The sequence below is a fragment of the Halomonas marinisediminis genome (assembly GCF_004347715.1).
Taxonomy (GTDB): Bacteria; Pseudomonadota; Gammaproteobacteria; order Pseudomonadales; family Halomonadaceae; genus Halomonas; species Halomonas icarae.
The window spans coordinates 31103-52478 of sequence record NZ_SLTR01000009.1; the positions used below are offsets into that span (position 1 = coordinate 31103).

Here is a 21376-nt window from a genome sequence, read left to right on the forward strand (position 1 = left end):
TTATGAGATTTCGAGCGGCGCGAAGCCCTTTACCAGGTCATCGAGAGCCTTGAGCTGGGTCAGGAACGGCTCGAGCCGGTCCAGCGGCAAGGCGCAGGGGCCATCGCACTTGGCGTGATCGGGGTCCGGATGGGCCTCCAGGAAGAGACCGGCCAGCCCCACGGCGACACCGGCACGCGCCAGCTCCGCCACCTGTGCCCGGCGGCCATCGGCACTGTCGGCGCGCCCCCCCGGGCGCTGCAGCGAGTGGGTCACATCGAAGAACAGTGGCAGGCCGCTCTGCTTCATCTCGCCGAAACCAAGCATGTCGACCACCAGATTGTTGTAGCCGAAGCTCGAGCCTCGCTCGCAGAGGATCACCCGGTCATTGCCGGCCTCCTCGCACTTGCGGACGATATGACGCATCTCGTGGGGCGCCAGAAACTGGGGCTTCTTGATATTGATCACCGCCCCGGTCCTGGCCATGGCCACCACCAGATCGGTCTGGCGGGCCAGGAAGGCCGGCAGCTGGATCACATCGGCTACCTCTGCTACCGGCTCGGCCTGCCATGGCTCGTGAACATCGGTGATGATCGGCACACCGAAGCGCTCTTTCACCTCGGCCAGGATCTCGACGCCCTTCTCCAGGCCGGGGCCACGGAAGGAGTGGATGGAGCTGCGGTTGGCCTTGTCGAAGCTGGCCTTGAACACATAGGGCATGCCGAGCCTGCCGGTTACCTCGACATAGGCCGCGGCCACCTCCAGGGCAAGCTCGCGGGACTCCAGCACGTTCATGCCGCCAAACAGCATCAGCGGCAATGAATTGCCGGCCTTCAGGCCGGCAATCTCGATGGTTCTTTCGGGAGCACTCATCCGACTCACTCCTGGTAAGAGGACTGGGCGCGGCCGCGTGCTGCCTTTTGCTCCAGCGCCGCGTTGACGAAGCCGGTGAACAGCGGGTGACCGTCTCGGGGAGTGGAGGTGAATTCCGGGTGGAACTGGCAGGCCACGTACCAGGGGTGATCGGGAAGCTCGACCACCTCGACCAGGGAGTTGTCCACACTCTTGCCCGAGACGACCAGGCCCGCCTGCTCGAGCTGCTCGACGAACTGCTCGTTGACCTCGAAGCGGTGACGGTGACGCTCGACGATCTCATCGGCGGCATAAGCCTCGCGGGCCTTGCTGCCGGCCTTGAGCTGGCAGACCTGGCCGCCAAGGCGCATGGTACCGCCAAGATCGGAGGCCGCGTCTCGCAACTCGATCTTGCCCTCGGGGCTCAGCCACTCGGTGATCAGGCCAACAACCGGGTGCTGGGTGTCGTGGGTGAACTCGGTGGAGTTGGCGTCCTCCCAACCGGCGACGTGTCGGGCGAACTCGATCACCGCCACCTGCATGCCGAGACAGATGCCGAGATAGGGAATGCCACTCTCACGGGCGTAGCGCGCCGTGGCGATCTTGCCCTCCACGCCACGCTCGCCGAAGCCGCCAGGCACCAGGATCGCATCCTTGCCGGCCAGACGTTCGGTGCCGTGACGCTCGATATCCTCGGAGTCGATATAGTCGACATTGACCTTCACGCGGGTCTGGATACCGGCGTGGATCAGCGCCTCGTTGAGCGACTTGTAGGCATCGAGCAGCTCCATGTACTTGCCGACCATGGCGATATTGATCGACTTGAGCGGATTGAGCTTGGCATCGAGTACATGCACCCACTCGCCCAGGTCGGCCTCGTCGGCCGTCAGGCGGAGCTTGTCGCAGACGATCTCGTCGAGCCCCTGCTCGTGGAGCATCAGCGGGATACGGTAGATGGTATCGGCGTCCTGCAGCGGAATGACCGCGCGCTCCTCCACATTGGTGAACAGGGCGATCTTGCGACGCTCGCTCTCCTCGAGCTCCACCTCGCTGCGGCAGATCAGGATATCCGGCTGGATACCGATGGAGCGCAGCTCCTTGACGCTGTGCTGGGTCGGCTTGGTCTTGGTCTCACCGGCCGTCTTGATATAGGGCACCAGCGTCAGGTGCATGAAGATCGCGCGGCTCGCACCGAGCTCGCTCCTGATCTGGCGGGTCGCCTCGAGGAAGGGCAGCGACTCGATATCGCCCACGGTGCCGCCGATCTCCACCAGTGCCACGTCGAAACCCTCGCCACCTTCATAGACGCGACGCTTGATCTCGTCGGTGATGTGCGGAATCACCTGTACGGTACCGCCCAGGTAGTCGCCGCGGCGCTCCTTGCGCAGCACGTGCTCGTAGACGCGCCCGGTGGTGAAGTTGTTGCCCTGGGTCATCTTGGTGCGGATGAAGCGCTCATAGTGGCCCAGGTCGAGATCGGTCTCGGCACCATCCTCGGTAACGAACACCTCGCCGTGCTGGAATGGGCTCATGGTGCCCGGATCCACGTTGATATACGGGTCGAGCTTGAGCATGGTGACCTTGAGGCCGCGAGCCTCGAGAATCGCCGCAAGCGAGGCCGACGCAATGCCCTTGCCCAAAGAGGACACAACGCCGCCGGTCACGAAGATGTATCGTGTCATGAGGAACCTGTCGAAGCGTGATCGGTAGGCACGGCAGGAAGCCGCGCCCGGATGGGAGGACAGAATAGCAGAGGGCGACCTTGGTCTCAATTTCGGCCGCTCGCGCCCAAGGCGATGAGGCGTTGTGGGAGGGAGCTTCAGCTCGCGAAGCAGCGCGTAGCGCTGCCCAAACCGGGCGCCTTTCGGCGCCTTCGCCCGGCACAGCCGGCCTCCCACAAGGGTAGTGCGAATGCCTCGTCAGACCCCCAGATAGTCCAAAATGCCCTCGGCGGCCTGCCGCCCCTCGTGGATGGCGGTGACCACCAGATCGGAGCCGCGCACCATATCGCCGCCGGCGAAGATCTTCTCGTGAGTGGTCCGGAAGGCGAACTCACCCTGCTCCGCTGCCTTGACCCGATCTCGTTCATCGACCTCCACGCCGGTCTCGGTGAGCCAGGCCGGCGGATCGGGCTGAAAGCCGAAGGCGATGACCACGGCATCGGCGGGAATCACCTCCTCGGAGCCCGGCACCACCTCGGGGCGGCGGCGACCGTTTTCGTCGGGTTCGCCCATCCGGGTGCGCACCACCTTGACCCCCTCGACCTTCCCCTCGCCCACCACGGCGACCGGCTGGCGATTGAACAGGAACTCCACGCCTTCTTCCCGGGCGTTGGCCACCTCCTTGCGTGAGCCAGGCATATTCTCCTCGTCACGGCGGTAGGCGCAGGTGACGCTGGTGGCGCCCTGGCGAATCGAGGTGCGATTGCAGTCCATGGCGGTGTCGCCGCCACCCAGCACCACCACCCGCTGCCCCTTGAAGCTGATGTACTCGCCGGGATCCTTCTCGAAGCCCAGGCAGTGATTGACGTTGGCGATCAGAAAGTCGAGCGCCTTGTGAACGCCCGGCAGGTTCTCGCCAGGGAAGCCCCCCTGCATGGACTTGTAGGTCCCCATGCCCAAAAACAGCGCATCGTACTCCTCGAGCAGGGTGTCGATGGCGATGTCGCGGCCGATCTCGACCCCCAGGCGGAACTCGACCCCCATCTCCTCGAACACCGCACGCCGACGCTCCATGACGTTCTTCTCGAGCTTGAACTCGGGGATACCGAAAGTCAGCAGGCCACCGATCTCCGGGTTGCGATCGAACACCACCGGCTTGACGCCGTTACGCACCAGAATATCGGCGCACCCCAGCCCCGCGGGTCCCGCACCGATCACTGCCACCTTGCGGTCGGTCCAGGTGACCCGAGACAGGTCCGGGCGCCAGCCCATGGCAAAGGCGGTATCGGTGATGTACTTCTCGACCGAGCCGATGGTAACGGCACCGAAGCCGTCATTGAGGGTACAGGCTCCCTCGCAGAGACGGTCCTGAGGGCACACCCGGCCGCACACCTCGGGCAGCGAGTTGGTCTTGTGGCAGAGTTCGACCGCCTCGAGGATATTGCCCTCGCTGACCAGCTGCAGCCAGTTCGGTATGTAGTTGTGTACCGGACACTTCCACTCGCAATAGGGGTTGCCACAGTGCAGGCAGCGATGCGACTGACCCGCCGCCTCCTGGGGCCTGAAGGGCTCATAGATCTCGGCAAACTCCCGCGAGCGGGTACGGGCATCCTTCTTGCTCGGATCCTGTCGACCCACCTCGATAAACTGGAAATCGTTGCTCAAACGGTTAGCCATGCTCTCTACTCCTGGAATTCCTGTCGGCCGCCACGCCCGCGCTCTGAGCTCGGCGGGCACTGGTCACCCTGACGGTGAAGGCTGATGCCGGCTCTCCACTCCGGCTGCTGCCGTCTCTTATTTCGGCTGACGCCGTCTCTTATTCCGGCTGCTGCCGGGATTGGGCCAACAGGCTCTTCAGGCTCGCCGCCTTGGGCTTCACCAGCCAGAAGTTGCGGACAAAGTCACTGAAGTCCTCGAGAATGGCGTGACCGCGGGCCGAGTCGGTCTCGAGGACAAACTCCTCGATGACCTCGCGCAGGTGACGCCGATGGGCTTCCATGGCCTCGGTATTGATTCGGTGGATCTCCACCAGCTCGTGGTTGACCTTGTCGACGAAGCTGCGGTCCTCGTCGAGCACGTAGGCGAAGCCACCGGTCATGCCCGCACCGAAGTTGTCCCCGCTCTCACCGAGCACGGCCACCAGCCCGCCGGTCATGTACTCACACCCGTGGTCGCCGAGGCCCTCGACCACCGCATGGACACCGGAGTTGCGCACGGCAAAACGCTCACCGGCGGTGCCCGCCGCAAACAGCTTGCCGCCGGTGGCTCCATACAGGCAGGTATTGCCGATGATGGCCGTCCTGTGACTCTCGAAGCGACTGCCACGGGGTGGCGTGATCACCACCTTGCCACCGTTCATGCCCTTGCCGACGTAGTCGTTGGCGTCACCTTCCAGATAGAGGTTGAGTCCGCGGGCATTCCATACGCCGAAGCTCTGGCCAGCCACCCCGGTAAAGCGTGCGGTGACCGGTGCTTCCGCGAGGCCCGCCTCGCCGTAACGCTTGGCGATCACCCCCGAGGCAAGCGCCCCCACGCTGCGATCGCAGTTGGTAATGGTGAAGGTGAACTCACCACCACCGCCGTGTTCGATGGCCTCCTCCAGCGCCGCCAATACCTCCTGGTTCTTGGCACCCGGGTCATGAGGCACGTTGCGGTTCACCTTGCAGAACTGCGGCGCATCCGCCGGCACATGATCGTTACCGAGCAGTGGCGTCAGATCCAGCTTGCGCTGGGAAGCGGTCGCGCCCTCGATCACCTCGAGCAGGTCGGTACGGCCGATCAGGTCGGTCAGCCTGGCCACGCCCAGCATGGCCATCAGCTCGCGCACCTCCTCGGCGATAAAGCGGAAGTAGTGCTTGACCATATCCACGGTGCCGCGGAAGTGCTCGTCACGCAGATAGTCGTGCTGGGTGGCCACGCCGGTGGCACAGTTGTTGAGATGACAGATGCGCAGGTACTTGCAACCCAGTGCCACCATGGGCGCGGTACCAAACCCGAAGCTCTCGGCGCCAAGGATCGCCGCCTTCACCACATCGAGGCCGGTCTTGAGGCCGCCGTCGGTCTGCAGACGAATCTTGTCGCGCAGACCATTGATACGCAGCGCCTGATGCACCTCGGGCAGCCCCAGCTCCCAGGGGGAACCGGCGTGCTTGATGGAGGTAATCGGGCTCGCCGCCGTCCCGCCGTCATAGCCCGAGACGGTGATCAGGTCGGCATAGGCCTTGGCAACCCCTGTGGCGATGGTGCCGATACCGGGCTCGGAGACCAGCTTCACCGACACTTGGGCGTCAGGGTTGACCTGCTTGAGGTCGAATATCAGCTGCGCCAGGTCCTCGATCGAGTAGATATCGTGATGCGGCGGGGGCGAGATCAGGGTTACACCAGGCACCGCATAGCGCAGCCGTGCGATCAACTCGTTGACCTTGCCGCCAGGTAGCTGGCCGCCCTCGCCGGGCTTGGCGCCCTGGGCCACCTTGATCTGCAGCACCTCGGCGTTGACCAGGTAGGCCGGGGTGACGCCGAAGCGCCCCGAAGCGATCTGCTTGATCTTGGAGGAACGAATCGTGCCGTAGCGCGCCGGATCCTCGCCCCCCTCGCCGGAGTTGGAGCGCCCGCCGGACTCGTTCATGGCCTGGGCCAGCGCCTCGTGGGCTTCGGGCGAGAGCGCCCCCAATGACATGCCGGCGCTGTCGAAACGCGGCAGCAGTGCCTCGACCGGCTCGACCTCCGAGAGCGGCAACGGCTCTGCTACCGGCTTCAGTCTGAGCAGGTCGCGCAGAGTGGCAGGAGAGCGCTCGTTGACCAGTGCGGCGAAGCGCTTCCACTTGGCGTAACTCCCCTCCTGTACCGCCTCCTGAAGTGACTTGACCACGTCGGGATTGAAGGCGTGGTATTCGTGACCGTGCACATACTTGAACAACCCTCCCTGGCTGATGCCCTTGCGTGGAACCCAGGCATCACGGGCAAGCAGCTCCTGCTGGAGCTGCAACTCGGCAAAGCCAGCGCCCTGAATGCGCGAGGCCATGCCCGGAAAGCATAGCGCCATCACCTCATCGTCGAGTCCAACCGCTTCGAACAGCTGGGAGCCGCGATAGGAGGCGAGGGTCGAGATCCCCATCTTGGAGAGAATCTTGAACAGCCCCTTCTGCAGACCCTTGCGGTAGTTCTCACGGGCATCGGCGGGATTACCGACCAGCTCACCGGTGCGATGCATGTCGGCCATCACCTGGTAGGCGAGCCAGGGAAAGACGGCGGTGGCCCCCACCCCGAACAGCACCGCCATCTGGTGGGCGTCGCGGGCATAACCGGTCTCTACCACGATGTTGCAGCGCGGGCGCAACGACAGCCGCCCCAGATGGTGGTGCACGGCACCAACGGCCAGGGCCGCATGAATTGGCAGCTCGCCCTTCTCGAGGCCGGCATCGGTAAGCACCAGAATCACCTTGCCGGCCTTGACCGCCTCCGTGGCCTGACGGCACAGCTCACTCAGGGCGGCCTGCAGGCCGTGGTGTTCGGGGTCATAGGCCATGCGCAGCCGATGACTGGCATAGGCCGCATCCTCCTGCTCCACTAGGGCGGTGAACTTGCGCGGCGAGAGGATTGGCGTCGTCAGGATGATGCGATGGGCATGCTCGGGGGTCGCCTTGAAGACGTTGCGCTCGGCACCGATACAGGTCTCCAGCGACATCACGATCGCCTCGCGCAGCGGGTCGATGGCCGGATTGGTGACCTGAGCGAACTTCTGGCGAAAATAGTCGCTGAGCAGACGCGGCCTGGCGGAAAGCACCGCCATGGGGGTATCGTCGCCCATGGAGCCTACCGCCTCCTGGCCGCTCTCGCCCAGCGGACGCAGCAGGAGGTCCCGCTCCTCGAAACTGACCTGGAACATCTTCTGGGCCACGGCCAGGCCATCGGCGTCCATGTTATGGAAGCTGGCCAGCTCGGTGAGCGACGACTCCAGATATTGCGCCTCTTCCTTGAGCCAGCGCTTGTAGGGATAGGCCGACTTCAGCCGGGCATCGATATCCTCGGTATGCAGCACCTCGCCGGTCACGGTGTCGACGGCCAGCACCTGCCCCGGCCCCACGCGCCCCTTGGCCACCACATCCTCCGGCGCATAGTCGTAGGTGCCGATCTCCGAGGCCAGGGTGATAAAGCCGTTCTTGGTGATCACCCAGCGCGCCGGCCTCAGGCCGTTACGGTCGAGCATGCAGAGTGCCTGGCGCCCGTCGGTCATCACCACGCCGGCGGGGCCATCCCAGGGCTCCACATGCATGGAATTGTATTCATAGAAGGCGCGCAGCTCGGGATCCATCAACTCGACGTTCTGCCAGGCCGGCGGCACCATCATGCGCACCGCACGGTGCAGCCCCATGCCCCCCATCAGCAGCACCTCGAGCATGTTGTCCATGCTCGAGGAGTCGGAACCCACGGTGTTGACGATCTCGTCGAGCTCGGCAATGTCGGGAAGCCGCTCGCAGACGAAATTCTCCTTGCGTGAATTGGCCCAGCCGCGATTGGCCTCGATGGTATTGATCTCGCCGTTATGGGCCAGCAAGCGGAACGGCTGCGCCAGCGGCCAGCGTGGCGCGGTGTTGGTGGAGAAGCGCTGATGGAAGACGCAGATGGCGGTCTCCAGGCGCTCGTCACCCAGGTCCCGATAGAAGGCCGGCAGGTCCACCGGCATCACCAGCCCCTTGTAGGAGATCACCCTCTCGGAGAGCGAGCAGACGTAGAACGCCTCCTCATCGCGTAGCGACTGCTCGGCCAGGCGACGAGCCATGAACAGGTCGACCTCGAAGCGCTCGGAGCTGCCGTTTCTGCCTGGCTCCACGAACAGATGGCGAATACGCGGCAGGCACTCCAGCGCCATGGGGCCACACACCGAAGCATCCACCGGCACCTCACGCCAGCCACGAATCACCAGGCCGCGGGCGCGTAGCTCGCCCTCGAGCACCTCGGCAGCATGCTCGGCGCGGGCATCATCATCGGGCAGGAACACCGCCCCCACCGCATAACGCTCGCCCAGGGCGGCGCCCAGCGCCTCCTCGGCCACTTCACGCATGAAGGTGTCGGGCAACTGCAGCAGCAGGCCGCAACCGTCGCCGGTCTTGCCGTCGGCGGCAATGCCGCCGCGATGCGTCATGCAGGTGAGAGATTCGATGGCGGTGCGCAGCAGCTCATGGCTGGCACGCCCCTCCATATGGGCGATCAGGCCGAACCCGCAGTTGTCGCGGAACTCGCCGGGCTGATATAGACCACTGTTCATAGGCGCGCCTCGATGAAATGGGTTTTGCTCGCAGCAACCCCATGCTATATTAAAGGGTTTTTATCTCATGATGCCAGGCGAGTGCCTCGCACCGACCTGCGCGGATAAGGTGCGCCCAGAATAGCCAGCCGCCACACTGCAGCGCAATACCGGCGACCTCTCCTTACTCAAAAACCACCGACAAATCCGTGAGTTGCCTTTCAGGCTCGCCAAAAAAAACCCCCACCGCTCAGTCACTTGCAATCACCATAAACGGAAAACAAACGAAACGAATCCCGCATTAGACTTTTGTCTAAAAAGAGCCATATCACCCATGCCAATAGCGCATACTCCATGCCAATCAATGGCTACCGCCTCCTCCGGAGCCGCCTACTCAGCAGCATAGACGAGGAACGCCCGCACCAAGGTGGCGCGGGCGTTCCGGTCAAAAGAGGTAGCGATCAAACGAGAAAGACGAGGTCAGCCGCGAGGGAACTGCTCCAGCAACTCCACCAGAAGCGCTTCCGGGGTGGCGTCATACACACAGGCATCGCCCATGGCACGCAGCAGCACCAGGCGCAGGCGACTGTCGACGTTCTTCTTGTCGAGACGCATGCGCGACAGGAAGTCATCAACACCCATTCCGGCCGGGGCCTCCAGCGGCAACCCCGCCAGCCGCAGGATCACCCGCAACCGCTCGACATCACGCACCGAGAGCCAGCACAGTCGCGCCGAAAGCTCGGCGGCCATCAGCATCCCGGCACCCACCGCTTCGCCGTGCAGCCAATCGCCATAGCCCTGATGCGCCTCGATGGCATGACCGAAGGTATGCCCAAGGTTGAGCAGCGCCCGCACCCCCTGCTCGGTCTCATCCTCGGCGACGATCTCCGCCTTGAGCGCACAGCTGCGCTGGATGGCGCCTGCCAGAGCGTCGGGTTCCAGCTCGCGCAATGCGGGCAGCGACCGCTCCAGCCAGGCGAGGAAGTCCGCATCGCGAATCAGGCCATACTTGATCACCTCGGCCAGCCCGGCGGAAAGCTCGCGGGGCGGCAGGGTGTCCAGGGTATCGGTATCGATCAACACCCCTCGCGGCTGCCAGAAGGCGCCGACCATGTTCTTGCCCAGCGGGTGGTTGATTCCGGTCTTGCCACCCACCGATGAGTCCACCTGGGCCAGCAGGGTGGTCGGCACCTGGATAAAGGCCACGCCACGCTGATAGCAGGCCGCGGCGAAGCCCACCATGTCACCGACCACCCCCCCCCCCAGAGCCACCAGGGTACAGCGCCGATTGAAGCCCGCCTCGAGCAGCGCATCCCAGATGCGCGAGACATGCTCGAGGTTCTTGGTGGCCTCGCCATCCGGCAGCACCAGCTCGCGCACCTCCACGCCCTCGGGCAGAGCGGCGCGACAGCGCTCGAGGTAGAGAGGCGCCACCGTCTCGTTGGTGACGATCATCGCCTGCTGTCCGGCCAGCCAGGGGGCCAGGACACCGGGCTCATCGAGCAGGCCGGGGCCGATATGAATGGGGTAGCTGCGACTGCCCAGCGCCACCTCGAGGGTGTGCGGGCCGGAAGGGGTCTGGGTCATGGTTCAGGCCTTGGCTTGCAGAGGGTCGACCAACCGCGTCACGCGGCGGACGATATCGTTGACCACCGAGCGTGGACCACGCCGATCGGTGCGCACCGTCAGGTCGGCGGTGGCACGGTAGAGGGGGTCACGCTCACCGAACATCTGGCGCAGCACCGCCTCCTTGTCGGGGCGCTGCAGCAGCGGACGATTGCGATCCTTGGCGGTTCGCCTGAGCTGCTGCTCCACGGTGGTGAAGAGGTAGATGACGGTGCCACGCTCACGCAGCATGCGACGATTCTCCTCGCGTAGTACCGCACCCCCGCCGGTGGCGATCACCACCCCCTCGCGATGGGTCAGCTCGTCGATCATCAAGGTCTCGCGGTCGCGAAAGCCACCCTCACCCTCGACGTCGAAGATCCACGGGATATCGGCACCGCAACGGTCTTGGATCTCATGGTCGGAATCCAGGAAGTCGCGAGAAAGCTCGGCCGCCAGGAGGCGGCCGATGGTGCTCTTGCCGGCCCCCATGGGGCCGATCAGTATCAGGTTGGGTAGTGCCAGCATCAGCGAAGGGCCACACCGTCATCCAGGATTCGTGGGGTAATGAATACCAGCAACTCTACCTTGTCATCACTCTCCTGAGTATACCTAAACAGCTTTCCTAACACTGGCAGGTCTCCAAGGAACGGAGTTTTCGATAAGGACCTCAGCTCTTCGGTCTGAAGAATCCCTCCCAACACCACGGTCTCACCATTATCCACCAGCACCTGGGTCTCGATCTCGTTCTTGTTGATCGGCGGCTCCTCGCCGGGGTTGAACTCGCCGAATGTATCATTGGTGATCGCCACATCCATGATGATGCGGTTATCCGGCGTGATCTGCGGCGTCACCTCCAGGGAGAGCACCGCCTCCTTGAACTCCACCGCCGAGGCGCCACTAGCCGACGCCTCGCGGTAGGCGCGCTCCTGACCCTGCTTGATCACCGCGGTGCTTTGATTGGCGGTGATTACCCGCGGCTGAGAGATCGTATAGCTCTTGCCATCGCTCTCCATAGCACGCAGCTCAAGATCGAGCAACACATCGCCGGATAAATATCCAAATGCAAAGGAGGTCATGCTGCCCCTGCCATCTCCTCCAAGATCAACAGCCAAACCACCTCTGTCACGATACACTAGCTCACCTGCGACTGGATCGAAAAAGGCCTGCTGGGGGCTATTACCTGACGCCGCCCCACCAACATTAAAGCCACTACTGCCAGGCGCACGATTACCAGAAACTCCCCAGTTAATCCCAAGCTCACGGGATGCACTATCACTGGCAATGACAATACGCGCCTCAATCTGCACCTGGCGCACCGCCACATCGAGACGCTCCAGGGTATCCATGATAGTGCTGATCTGCTCTGCAGTATCCTGAATCAGCAGGGTATTGGTGCGAGCATCTACCGCTACCTTGCCGCGCTCGGTCAACAGGCCGAAACCATCCTGTCCCCGCAGCAGCGCGGCGATATCATTCGCCTTGGCGTACTTCACCTCGATATATTCGGTCTCCAGCGGCGCCAGGACCTCCAGCTGCTCGCGAGTCTCGAGCTCCAGCTGCTCACGCTGGGCCAGCTCGGCGGCCGGGGCCACCACGATCACATTGCCCTCCTGGCGGCTGGCCAGACCATGACTCTTGAGCACCAGATCCAGTGCCTGATCCCAGGGCACATCCTCGAGATTGAGGGTCACGCGCCCCTGCACGCTGTCGCTGGCCACCAGGTTGAGGCCGGTGAAGTCGGCGATGATCGCCAGCACCGAGCGCACCTCGATATCCTGGAAATTGAGGGTAATCCGCTTGCCGGTGTAGGGAAACTGCTCGCGCACCCGCCGCTCCTGCTGCTGGCGGGTAACCGGCTGGGCCTCGATGGTCAGCTGGCGGCCGCTCTGGGTAGAGACCATGGCATAGTCTCCACTTCCCTGAATATTCAGGACGACACCGTTGCGCCCCACCTGCGGCGTCACCCGCTGCAGCGGGGTGTCGAAGTCGCTGACATCGTAGACCTGGTCCAGCGAGGCGGGCAGATCGACCCCCATCAGCTCGGCGGTGATCCGGTTGCGACCGGTCTCGCGCACCCGGGCATCGATGCCGACGCGATCGAAGGTGACCACCAGCCGGCCGGCACCATCGCCACCACGATGAAAGTCGATATCTTCGACGCTTGGTCCGCGACTGACCGGCTGGCGGGAGGACGATGCGGGCTCAGCCGTCGACGCGTCGGCAGTCGACGCCACGCCGGTATCGGCGGCACCGCCACCAATGGCCAGGCGCAAGCGGTTGCCCTGCTCTCGGGTGTTGTAGGGCAGCGGCCCCTCGAGATCGAATACCAGACGGGTCCGCGAGCCCGCCTCCAGGGCGGTAACCCGCTGCACCCCGCCAATACCCAGGGAGTAGCTGCGACGATCGAGGCGGTTATCGGTCTCCATCAGATCGATGGTCAGCCGTGCGGGATCGTCGATGCGATAACCACGCACCTCGGGAACCAGGCCGGAAAACTCAAGATCGACCTCAAGCTCGCCGCTGGAGCCTTGCCGAAAATCGAGCTCTTCGAGCGTCGACGCGGCCATGGCAGCCCCCGAGACCGCCAACATGGCGAGCAGCGCCACGGTACGCTTGATAATGTGTGCTTGCATGGTTGGTTCCCTTCCCCCTGCTTGACGTTGCTCCCCGGGAGCAATGATAAACTGCTGCGCTGTTCGCACTTGTTATTGACTGCCGTGCCTGCTGAGCTAGCCGCTCTGCTGGCCGTTGAGCTCGAGCCGCGTGGTGCGCTCGACCCAACCACCACGCCCGGTTGGCACGATCTCGATCAACTGTACCGTTGATGAGGTGATACTGACGATACGACCGAAATCGCTCCCCATATGATTGCCCACCCGCAGCCGGTGAACCTGGCCATCCGGTGCATGCACCAGCGCGGAGGGCTGGCCACCCTCGGTCAGGGTACCCACCAGACGCAGCTCCCCGAGGCTATAGGCCTCCAGCGCTTCCCGCTCACGGCCCAGATCGGGCGCCAGGTCGGTGGCAACCTCAGCTGGCTCCTCCTCCTCGGGCATGCGCGGCACAAAGGGACTGCGCAGATCGGCATATGTGTAGGGCACTGCTTCGAAATCGGGTATCTCCGGTAGCTCGATCTCCGGTGCGGGGGCGGGGTTGTTACGAATCTCGGCCAACTCGCGGTCGAGACTGGTCAGCTGCGGATCGGCGCAACCGGCGATCAGCAACAGGACTGCACTCCCTGCGACTACTCTCTGCCCGGCCCTCATGAGTCGCCCTCCGCGTCTTTCCGATAGCTGTAAGTTCGCGCCACCAGGGCAAGCCGCAGGTTGTGACCGTTATCCCCCTCCGGTGACAACGTCATGTCATGCAGGGTAACAATGCGCGGCAGGCCGGCGACGCCGGCCAGGAAGGCGGCGATACGGTGATAGTCGCCACGCACCTGAATATCGAAAGGCTGCACGACATAGTGTTCCTGGGCCGCCGTGCCACGCAGACGGATGTAGTCGATCGTCAGCTGGTTGTCGAGGGCAGTCTCGGTGATATTGTCGAGCAGGGCCGGAATCTCCGCACCACTGGGCAACATCTCGCGCAGTTCGTCCATGCGCACCTCGAGAGCCTCCACCTGCTCACGAAGAGGCTCAAGCCTGGCGGCCAGCGCCGCCTTGGTTCTGAAGGCGCGAATCAACTGTGGCTCTTCGGCCCTGACCTGCTCGAGCTGTGCCTTGGCTGGCGCAGCCAGATACCAGTGCATGGCGAAGAAAGTCACACCCAGCGTCAACAGACAGAGCAGCAGCTGCAATGACCAGGGCCACACCCCGGCCTCCTTGATATCGAGCTCGCGCCAGTCCAGCTCGCGCAGCCGACGCATCTCGGCATTGAGGTTCATGGCCTCTCCTCCTCGGTTCCGCCGGATGACTTTTCCGCGTGCGTTGCGGGCATGCGCTGACTCATGCTGAGACTGAAGCTTCTACGCTCCCCGCCGCCCTCGGCTTCGACTCCCGATAGCACCGGCTCGGTAAAGGAGGCTGCCGCCTCCAGGCGGCGCAGCTGATCGGAAACCTGGCCATTATCCTCGGCTCGCCCGGAGAGGCGCAGACCGTCATCCTGACGAGTGAACTGGGTGTAATAGACACCCTCCTCGAGGCTGGTGATCAGATCGCTCATCACGTGAACCGTCTGGCTGCGCCCGTTCTGCAGCTCGGTAAAGACGCCAACCTTCTCGATCACCTGATCACGAACCGTCTCCAGGTCGCCGACCTCTCTGATCGATGAGTCAAACTGACGAGTCTGGGTCTCGATATAGGCATTGCGCTGACGCTGAACCTCGACTTGCTGCTGATAGAACCAGGTCATGGCATAGCCTCCAGCAATTCCCAGCAGCGCCGCCCCCCCCAGTGCCACATAGAAGCGCTTGCTGCGCCGCGCCCGCTTCTCTTCTCGCCATGGCAGCAGGTTGATCTCGATCGTCATGAGCGCGCCCTCAATGCCAGACCACAGGCCGTCAACATGGCTGGCGCTTCGCCGGAAAGCGTCTGTACATCGATACGGCTGTTGACCTTCATGCGCGCCAATGGATTGGCGATGGAGACCTCCATGCCGCTCTCCTGGGCCAGGCGCTCGGCCAGGCCAGGCAGTACGCTGGTACCTCCGGCCAGCACCATATGGCGCACCTCCTGCTTGCGCCCGGCGGTGTAGTAGAGCTGCAGCGAACGCCCGACCTGCTGGGCCAGGGTGTCGATGAAGGGGGTAAGGACGCTGTGCTGGTAGTCTTCCGGCAAGCCGCCGCGCTTCTTGGCGAGCCCCGCTTCGTCATAGCTCAGGCCGTAGCGATTACGAATCTCCTCGGTCAGCTGACGACCGCCGAATACGGTGTCACGACTGTAGACGATCCGCCCATGACGCAGCACATGGAAGGTATTCATGTTGGCTCCGATATCCACCAGCGCCACGCAATCCTCCTCTTCGACATGTGCCGGCAACTGGCGGCGCAACTCGGTGAAGGCCCTCTCCATGGCAAAGGTCTCGACATCCACTGCTGCCGGCGTCAACCCTGACTGCATCACGGCGTCGGTCAGCTGGCCGACCTCCTGCTGCCGGCAGGCCACCAGCAGCACGTCCTGCTGGTCGGCATAGCGCGCATTGAGTCCCAGGCGCTGGAAGTCATAGGCGACTTCACTGAACGGAAAGGGAATGTGCTTGTCAGATTCAAGCTCGATTCGCGACTCGATTTCATCGCTGCTCAGCGATGCGGGTAGCGTGAGCGTCTTGGTGATCGCTGCGCTGGCGGGTACGGCTACCACTGCCTTGCGGGTGCGAGGCCTGGCCTGATGGACGGCTCGGGTAAGGGCGTCAACCACCTCGTCCATATCCTGTATGCGTCGCTCGACCACAGCCCCCTCGCGCAGCGGCCTGACGGCATAGCTCTCCACCTGATAGGTGGCGCCAGTTTGCCTGAGCTCCACAAGCTTGACCGTAGCCGAAGTGATATCGACACCGATCACCCCCTTGCTTGATGCCATCAATCGCATCTCTGTTTTGCCCCTGCTGAGTCGTGCGGCATGCTTGCCTTGACGTGGTGCCTGCCTTGCTTCTACCACGGCAGGTCTCGATTGTTTATCTCAGTCTTGTCGCATGAGGTTACATGATCTTGCCATTACTAACACGGTAAACCTTGGGCTAGCATCGTCAACGCTGGTGACCCTCGGCCGGGCTTTCTATAATGGCCCGGCAACCAATGTCGCAACCAACGTATCGTCATCGCTTCACATCCGCTCCAGTTCCCAGCATGGACACCACCACTTCATGACGTTTATCAGAACCCTGCTCTTTTCCCTGGTCTGGCTCACCGTCTCGCTGATCGCCGCGGCGGGCCTGGGCGTAGTGGGCGCCGCCCTCTACTTTGCGCCCGGGCTGCCCGACGTGCGCCAGCTCCAGGACTTCGAGCTGCATTCACCACTGCGCATCTATACCCGCGATGGCAAGTTGATCGGCGAATATGGTGAAGAGCGCCGCCTGCCCATCGACCATGACGAAATCCCTGCGGAGTTTATCCAGGCACTGCTGGCCGCCGAGGATGACGGCTTCTTCGAGCACCGTGGCGTCGACCCCATGGGCCTGCTGCGGGCGGCCGGCGAACTGGTAGCAAGCGGCGGCAAGATTCAGTCCGGCGGCTCCACCATTACGATGCAGGTAGCGCGCAACTATTTGCTGACCCTGGACCGTACCTTTACCCGCAAGATTCGGGAGATCCTGCTCGCCCTGCAAATGGAGCGAGTGCTCAGCAAGGAGGAGATCCTCGAGCTCTACGTCAACAAGATCTTCCTGGGTCATCGCGCCTACGGCATCGCCGCCGCCGCCGAAATCTACTATAACCGTCCGCTGGCCGAGTTGACCCTGGCCGAGAAGGCGATGATTGCCGGCCTGCCCAAGGCCCCCTCCAGCTTCAACCCTCTGACCAACCCCGAGCGCGCGCTGATTCGCCGCAACTGGATTCTGTTCCGCATGCGGGAACTGGGGCATATCGACCAGGCCACCTATGATGAGGCGGTGCAGGCCCCCATCACCGCCGAGCGCCATGTGGCTAAGGCCGAAGTCGATGCCGATTACGTCGCCGAGATGGCGAGACAGTATGCCGTCGACCGCTTCGGCGAAAGCGAGGTCTATACCGGCGGATACAAGATCACCACCAGCCTGGATAGCGAGCTCCAGCCCATGGCGCGCCGCGCCCTGGCCCGTGGCCTGATCGACTACGACACCCGCCACGGCTGGCGCGGGCCGGAAGAGCAGCAACTGCCGCCGAGTCTGGCAGAGGCCCAGGATCGCACCGAGCGCAGCGGCCTGGAGGAGGAGCTCGAGGAGTCCCCCGAAGTGCTGGAGACCGCCCGACGCGCCGCCGAGCGAAGCGAGACCCGTATCGAAGGAATCGACGGCGACGTCAGCAACTGGGTGCAGGTGCTGGAGCGCACGCCACGCTATGGCCTTCTCCAACCTGCCATCGTGGTAGAGAGTGAAGGCCGCCAGATGCGCGTGCTGATGCGCGAAGGCAAGCTGCGGACCATCGAGTGGGACGGCCTCTCCTGGGCCCGCGAGTACAAGAGCGCACGCTACCGCGGCGCCGAGCCAGGCTCGGCGGCCGAGATCGCCGGCCGTGGCGACCTGGTGCGCGTAATGGAGCGCGACGACGGCAGCCTGCGCCTGGCTCAGCGCCCCGACGCGGAAGGCTCCCTGGTGGTGATGCATCCCGATACCGGCGCCATTCTCGCCCTTCAGGGCGGTTTCGACTTCAACGCCAGCAAGTTTAATCGCGCCGTACAGGCTCAGCGCCAGTCGGGCTCCATCTTCAAGCCCTTCATCTATCTGGCGGCGCTCGAGAGCGGCATGATGACCGCCGCCAGCGTCGTCAACGACGCTCCGGTGGTGATCGACGACGGCAGCAACGAGCTGTGGCGCCCGGTCAACTCAAGCGGTGACTTCCTCGGCCCGATGCGCCTGCGCAATGCCTTGGCGCGATCTCGCAACCTGGTGACCATCCGCGTGCTTCGCGAGGTAGGCCTCAGCGAGACCATCGAGTTCCTCAAGGGGTTCGGTTTCGATGAATCGCGCCTTCCCCATGGCCTCTCCCTGGCGCTGGGCAGCGCCAGCCTGACCCCTCTGGAGATGACCAGCGCCTATGCGATTCTGGCCAACGGCGGCTTCAAGATCTCGCCCTGGTTTATCGAGCGCGTCGCCAAGGGCGAAACGATTGTAGAAGAGACGCAGACGGTCGTGGCTTGCCGCGAGTGCAGCGCCGGGCAGGAGGAGGTAACGATTGAGGGTGAGCGCCATGCCGTCGCCGAGCGCGTGGTCGATCCCATCAACCTCTATATCCTGCGCGACATGCTGCGTGATGTGATCGAGAACGGCACCGGCCGCCGTGCCCTGGAGCTGGGCCGCGAGGATATCGTCGGCAAGACCGGCACCACCAACGGCCAGCGCGACACCTGGTTCGCCGGTTTCAACAGCGATCTGGTGGCCACGGTCTGGCTAGGCAAGGATGACAACACCACCACCGCCGAATACGGCGCCAATGCGGCCCTGCCGATCTGGATAGCGTTCATGGGCGAGGCCCTCGACGGCAAGCCCCTGGCCATGCCCGAGGCGCCTGGCGAGCTGATCACCGCACGCGTCGACCCCGAGACCGGCCGACGCGTATCGAGCGGCGGCATCAGCGAGCTCTTCCACCCCGACCACCTTCCTGAGCGGCAACCCCGCCGTGTGGAGCGTGAGGTGGAACAACAGAGTGGCTCCCAGGGTACGGGCGTCTACGAGGCAATCTTCTAACGTTTCGACCAATCCCGGCATTCGCTGGCAGCGGCGCGGAGGCTCTCGTCCCTTGACTGCTTCACGCGCCGCTCTCCACTTACGATACCTGGCAACCCGAGAGACCGACCATGCCGCATTCTGCGTTTCGGTCCTGCACATCTGTATGGCTGGCGCTTTTTGGCCTGTTAGCAATTGCGGGCAAGGTGCACTCCAGCCCCTTCTATGCCCCGCCCTTGCCCACAGAGGACGACGAGGCCTTCAGCGGCAGCACCGAGCTGGGCTACACCCATATGTCTGGCAACACCGACAGCCAGACCTTGATCGCCAAGGGCCGACTCACCTGGTTTACCGACGACTGGACTCACACCCTGCGCGGCGAGGTACGCAATGTCAGTCGTGATGGCGACACCAGCGCCGAGCAGTACCTGGTGGCCGGTCGCGAACGCTTTGACCTCGAAGGCCCCCACTACCTCTTTGGCTTCGCTCGCGGAGAGAGAGACCGCTTCAGCGGCTATGACCAGCAATTCACCACCATCGCCGGCTATGGACGAGACCTGCTCGACGACGAGGGTCACCGACTTTCACTGGAAGCGGGACCGGGCTACCGCTACGACCGCATCGAGGGAAAGGAGAACGCCTCGCTGGGCGTAGCATATGGCGCGATGGCCTACGAGTGGGCTTTCTCGAAGACCGCGAGCCTGGAGCAAGAGCTGTCGGTGGAGGCCACCGATGCCAACACCACCTCGCGCTCACTTTCGTCACTCACCGCTCGGCTAAACTCACACCTGGCCTTGAAGCTGTCGCACGAGATCAAGGATACCTCGCGCCCTCCGGCGGACGCTGAGGCACGTACCGACGAGACCACCAGCGCCTCCATTCTCTACGACTGGTAATCCAGTAACACATAAATACTGACGCCGGCTCGAGGGCCGGCGTCGTCATGGGCGGTGGCGAGTACTCAGAGGCTCATGCTCCGTAGATGTCATCCACTGCGGTCAGCGGGTAATGGGAGGGGTAGGGCTTGCGCGCCACACCGGAGTCCACGGCAGCCTGAGCGACGGCGGAGGTCACCCGGTCCAGCAGGCGTACATCGACCGGCGTGGGAATGATGTAGTCGCGACCGAAGCTCATGCTCTCCTTGCCATAGGCCTCGAGCACATCTCCGGGCACCGGCTCCCGCGCCAGGTCCTTGAGCGCGTGCACCGCCGCCACCTTCATCTCCTCGTTGATTCGCGTGGCCCGAACATCCAGGGCACCGCGGAAGATGAACGGGAAACCCAGTACATTGTTGACCTGGTTGGGATAGTCGGAGCGACCGGTGGCCATGATCACATCATCACGGGTCTCGTGGGCGACATCGGGGTGGATTTCCGGGTCCGGATTGGTGCAGGCGAACACCACCGGGTTCGAGGCCATCTTGCGCAAATGATCGGCACTCATCAGCCCTGGACCGGAAAGTCCCACGAAGGCGTCGGCGCCATCGATGGCATCATCGAGGGTGCGCTTGTCGGTCTCCACGGCAAACATCGCCTTGTACTGATTGAGATCCTCTCGCCCACTATGGATCACGCCCTTGCGATCGAGCATCACGATATTCTCGGCGCGCGCACCACAGGAGACCAGTAGCTTCATGCAGGCGATGGCCGCGGCGCCAGCCCCCATGCAGACAATTTTCGCTTCGGAAAGCTTCTTTCCGGCAATATCCAGAGCATTGAGCATGCCGGCCGCAGTGACGATGGCGGTTCCATGCTGGTCATCATGGAACACCGGGATACTGCACTGCTCGATGAGCGTGCGCTCGATCTCGAAGCACTCTGGCGCCTTGATATCCTCGAGGTTGATTCCCCCCCAGGTATCGGCGATGCGCGCCACGGTATCGATAAAGGCCTGAGGACTTTCGGCATTGACCTCGATATCCACGGAGTTGATACCGGCGAAGCGCTTGAACAGCACTCCCTTGCCTTCCATGACCGGCTTGCTGGCCAACGCCCCGAGATTGCCCAGGCCTAGGATGGCAGTCCCATCGGAGATCACTGCCACCAGGTTACCCTTGCCGGTGTAACGGTAGGCATTTTCAGGGTCCCGAGCGATCTCGCGCACCGGCTCGGCCACGCCGGGGCTGTAGGCCAGTGCCAGATCCCTGGCAGTGGCGGTAGGCTTGGTGAGCTCGATGGAGAGTTTTCCGGGAATGGGTTTTGCGTGGTAGTCCAGCGCCGCCTGTCTTGCATCAGTCATGCTCGAGATCCATCAGGAAGGGTGACTTGTTCAACAAGTATAGAAAAATATTCCACAACTGAACAGCGCCCCACGAAGCGCCTGCTGGACGCTCGTTTGACGCCGTTGCCGGCACCTTGCCGCCAAAACGCAAGAACCCGCCAGGAAGGCGGGTTCTCGTGACGGCTGACCGACATCGGTCACGATCAGCGCTTGAGCGCGGCGCCGAAACGCTTGTTGAAGCGCTCGACACGACCACCGGTGGTGGCCTGCTTCTGCTTGCCGGTATAGAAGGGATGGCACTGAGAGCAGACGTCCAGTTCCAGATCGCGACCGGCGGTGGAGCCGACCTCGAAGGTGGCGCCGCAGGAACAGGTTGCGCTGATCGTCTTGTATTCGGGGTGGATACCTTGTTTCATCTTGAGCCTCGTTGCGCTGTATGCCGCCACCTGATCCGCTGCCAGGCACCGCACACGGTTGTCTATCGATTGACGAGCAACACTATTGATTGCCA

Annotated in this window: 15 protein-coding genes; 2 read left to right on the forward strand and 13 right to left on the reverse strand. The window is 63.4% G+C overall.

Features of this window, described 5'->3' with window-relative positions; genetic code table 11:
* From kdsA to pilM, 11 genes are all read right to left on the reverse strand, one after another.
* Positions 1–852 (reverse strand): 3-deoxy-8-phosphooctulonate synthase, encoded by an 852-nt coding sequence (gene kdsA / locus E0702_RS08350; RefSeq protein WP_132042753.1) that lies wholly within the window; start codon positions 850–852, stop codon positions 1–3.
* Between the two features lie 5 nt (positions 853–857).
* Entirely contained in the window at positions 858–2513 is a 1656-nt protein-coding gene (locus tag E0702_RS08355; RefSeq protein WP_132042755.1) for a CTP synthase, read from the reverse strand.
* 237 nt (positions 2514–2750) lie between these two features.
* Complete coding sequence (locus tag E0702_RS08360; RefSeq protein WP_132042757.1) at positions 2751–4169, reverse strand: FAD-dependent oxidoreductase; 1419 nt, start codon at positions 4167–4169, stop codon at positions 2751–2753.
* Between the two features lie 139 nt (positions 4170–4308).
* Positions 4309–8760, reverse strand: a complete 4452-nt coding sequence (gene gltB, locus E0702_RS08365) for a glutamate synthase large subunit (RefSeq protein WP_132042759.1) — start codon at positions 8758–8760, stop codon at positions 4309–4311.
* 459 nt (positions 8761–9219) lie between these two features.
* The gene (aroB, locus tag E0702_RS08370) at positions 9220–10326 is read right to left on the reverse strand and encodes a 3-dehydroquinate synthase (RefSeq protein ID WP_132042761.1); all 1107 of its coding nucleotides are present in this window, start codon (positions 10324–10326) and stop codon (positions 9220–9222) included.
* 3 nt (positions 10327–10329) lie between these two features.
* A complete protein-coding gene (aroK, locus tag E0702_RS08375; RefSeq protein ID WP_132042763.1) occupies positions 10330–10872 on the reverse strand; it encodes a shikimate kinase AroK in 543 nt (180 codons plus the stop codon).
* Complete coding sequence (pilQ, locus tag E0702_RS08380; RefSeq protein WP_132042765.1) at positions 10872–12980, reverse strand: type IV pilus secretin PilQ; 2109 nt, start codon at positions 12978–12980, stop codon at positions 10872–10874. The genes aroK and pilQ overlap by 1 nt, the downstream gene beginning before the upstream one ends.
* A 96-nt stretch (positions 12981–13076) precedes the next feature.
* Entirely contained in the window at positions 13077–13571 is a 495-nt protein-coding gene (locus tag E0702_RS08385) for a pilus assembly protein PilP (protein WP_240721698.1), read from the reverse strand.
* Positions 13572–13609: 38 nt separating this feature from the next.
* A complete protein-coding gene (locus E0702_RS08390; protein ID WP_132042769.1) occupies positions 13610–14233 on the reverse strand; it encodes a type 4a pilus biogenesis protein PilO in 624 nt (207 codons plus the stop codon).
* Positions 14230–14817 (reverse strand): PilN domain-containing protein, encoded by a 588-nt coding sequence (locus tag E0702_RS08395; RefSeq protein WP_132042771.1) that lies wholly within the window; start codon positions 14815–14817, stop codon positions 14230–14232. The genes E0702_RS08390 and E0702_RS08395 overlap by 4 nt, the downstream gene beginning before the upstream one ends.
* Positions 14814–15875, reverse strand: coding sequence for a type IV pilus assembly protein PilM (gene pilM, locus E0702_RS08400; protein WP_132042773.1), 1062 nt, complete (start codon positions 15873–15875; stop codon positions 14814–14816). The genes E0702_RS08395 and pilM overlap by 4 nt, the downstream gene beginning before the upstream one ends.
* A 274-nt stretch (positions 15876–16149) precedes the next feature.
* On the opposite strand from pilM, the gene E0702_RS08405 reads away from it, so the two are divergent.
* Together E0702_RS08405 and E0702_RS08410 are read left to right on the forward strand one after the other, a co-directional pair.
* Positions 16150–18666 (forward strand): penicillin-binding protein 1A, encoded by a 2517-nt coding sequence (locus E0702_RS08405; RefSeq protein WP_132042775.1) that lies wholly within the window; start codon positions 16150–16152, stop codon positions 18664–18666.
* A gap of 110 nt (positions 18667–18776) precedes the next feature.
* Entirely contained in the window at positions 18777–19541 is a 765-nt protein-coding gene (locus E0702_RS08410) for a DUF481 domain-containing protein (RefSeq protein ID WP_132042777.1), read from the forward strand.
* 73 nt (positions 19542–19614) lie between these two features.
* Here E0702_RS08410 and E0702_RS08415 read toward each other — a convergent pair whose 3' ends face one another.
* Together E0702_RS08415 and rpmE are read right to left on the reverse strand one after the other, a co-directional pair.
* The gene (locus E0702_RS08415) at positions 19615–20883 is read right to left on the reverse strand and encodes a malic enzyme-like NAD(P)-binding protein (protein ID WP_132042779.1); all 1269 of its coding nucleotides are present in this window, start codon (positions 20881–20883) and stop codon (positions 19615–19617) included.
* Positions 20884–21068: 185 nt separating this feature from the next.
* Positions 21069–21281: a 50S ribosomal protein L31 gene (gene rpmE / locus E0702_RS08420; protein WP_132042781.1), complete on the reverse strand. Its 213-nt coding sequence runs from the start codon at positions 21279–21281 to the stop codon at positions 21069–21071.
* Between the last annotated feature and the right edge of the window lie 95 nt (positions 21282–21376).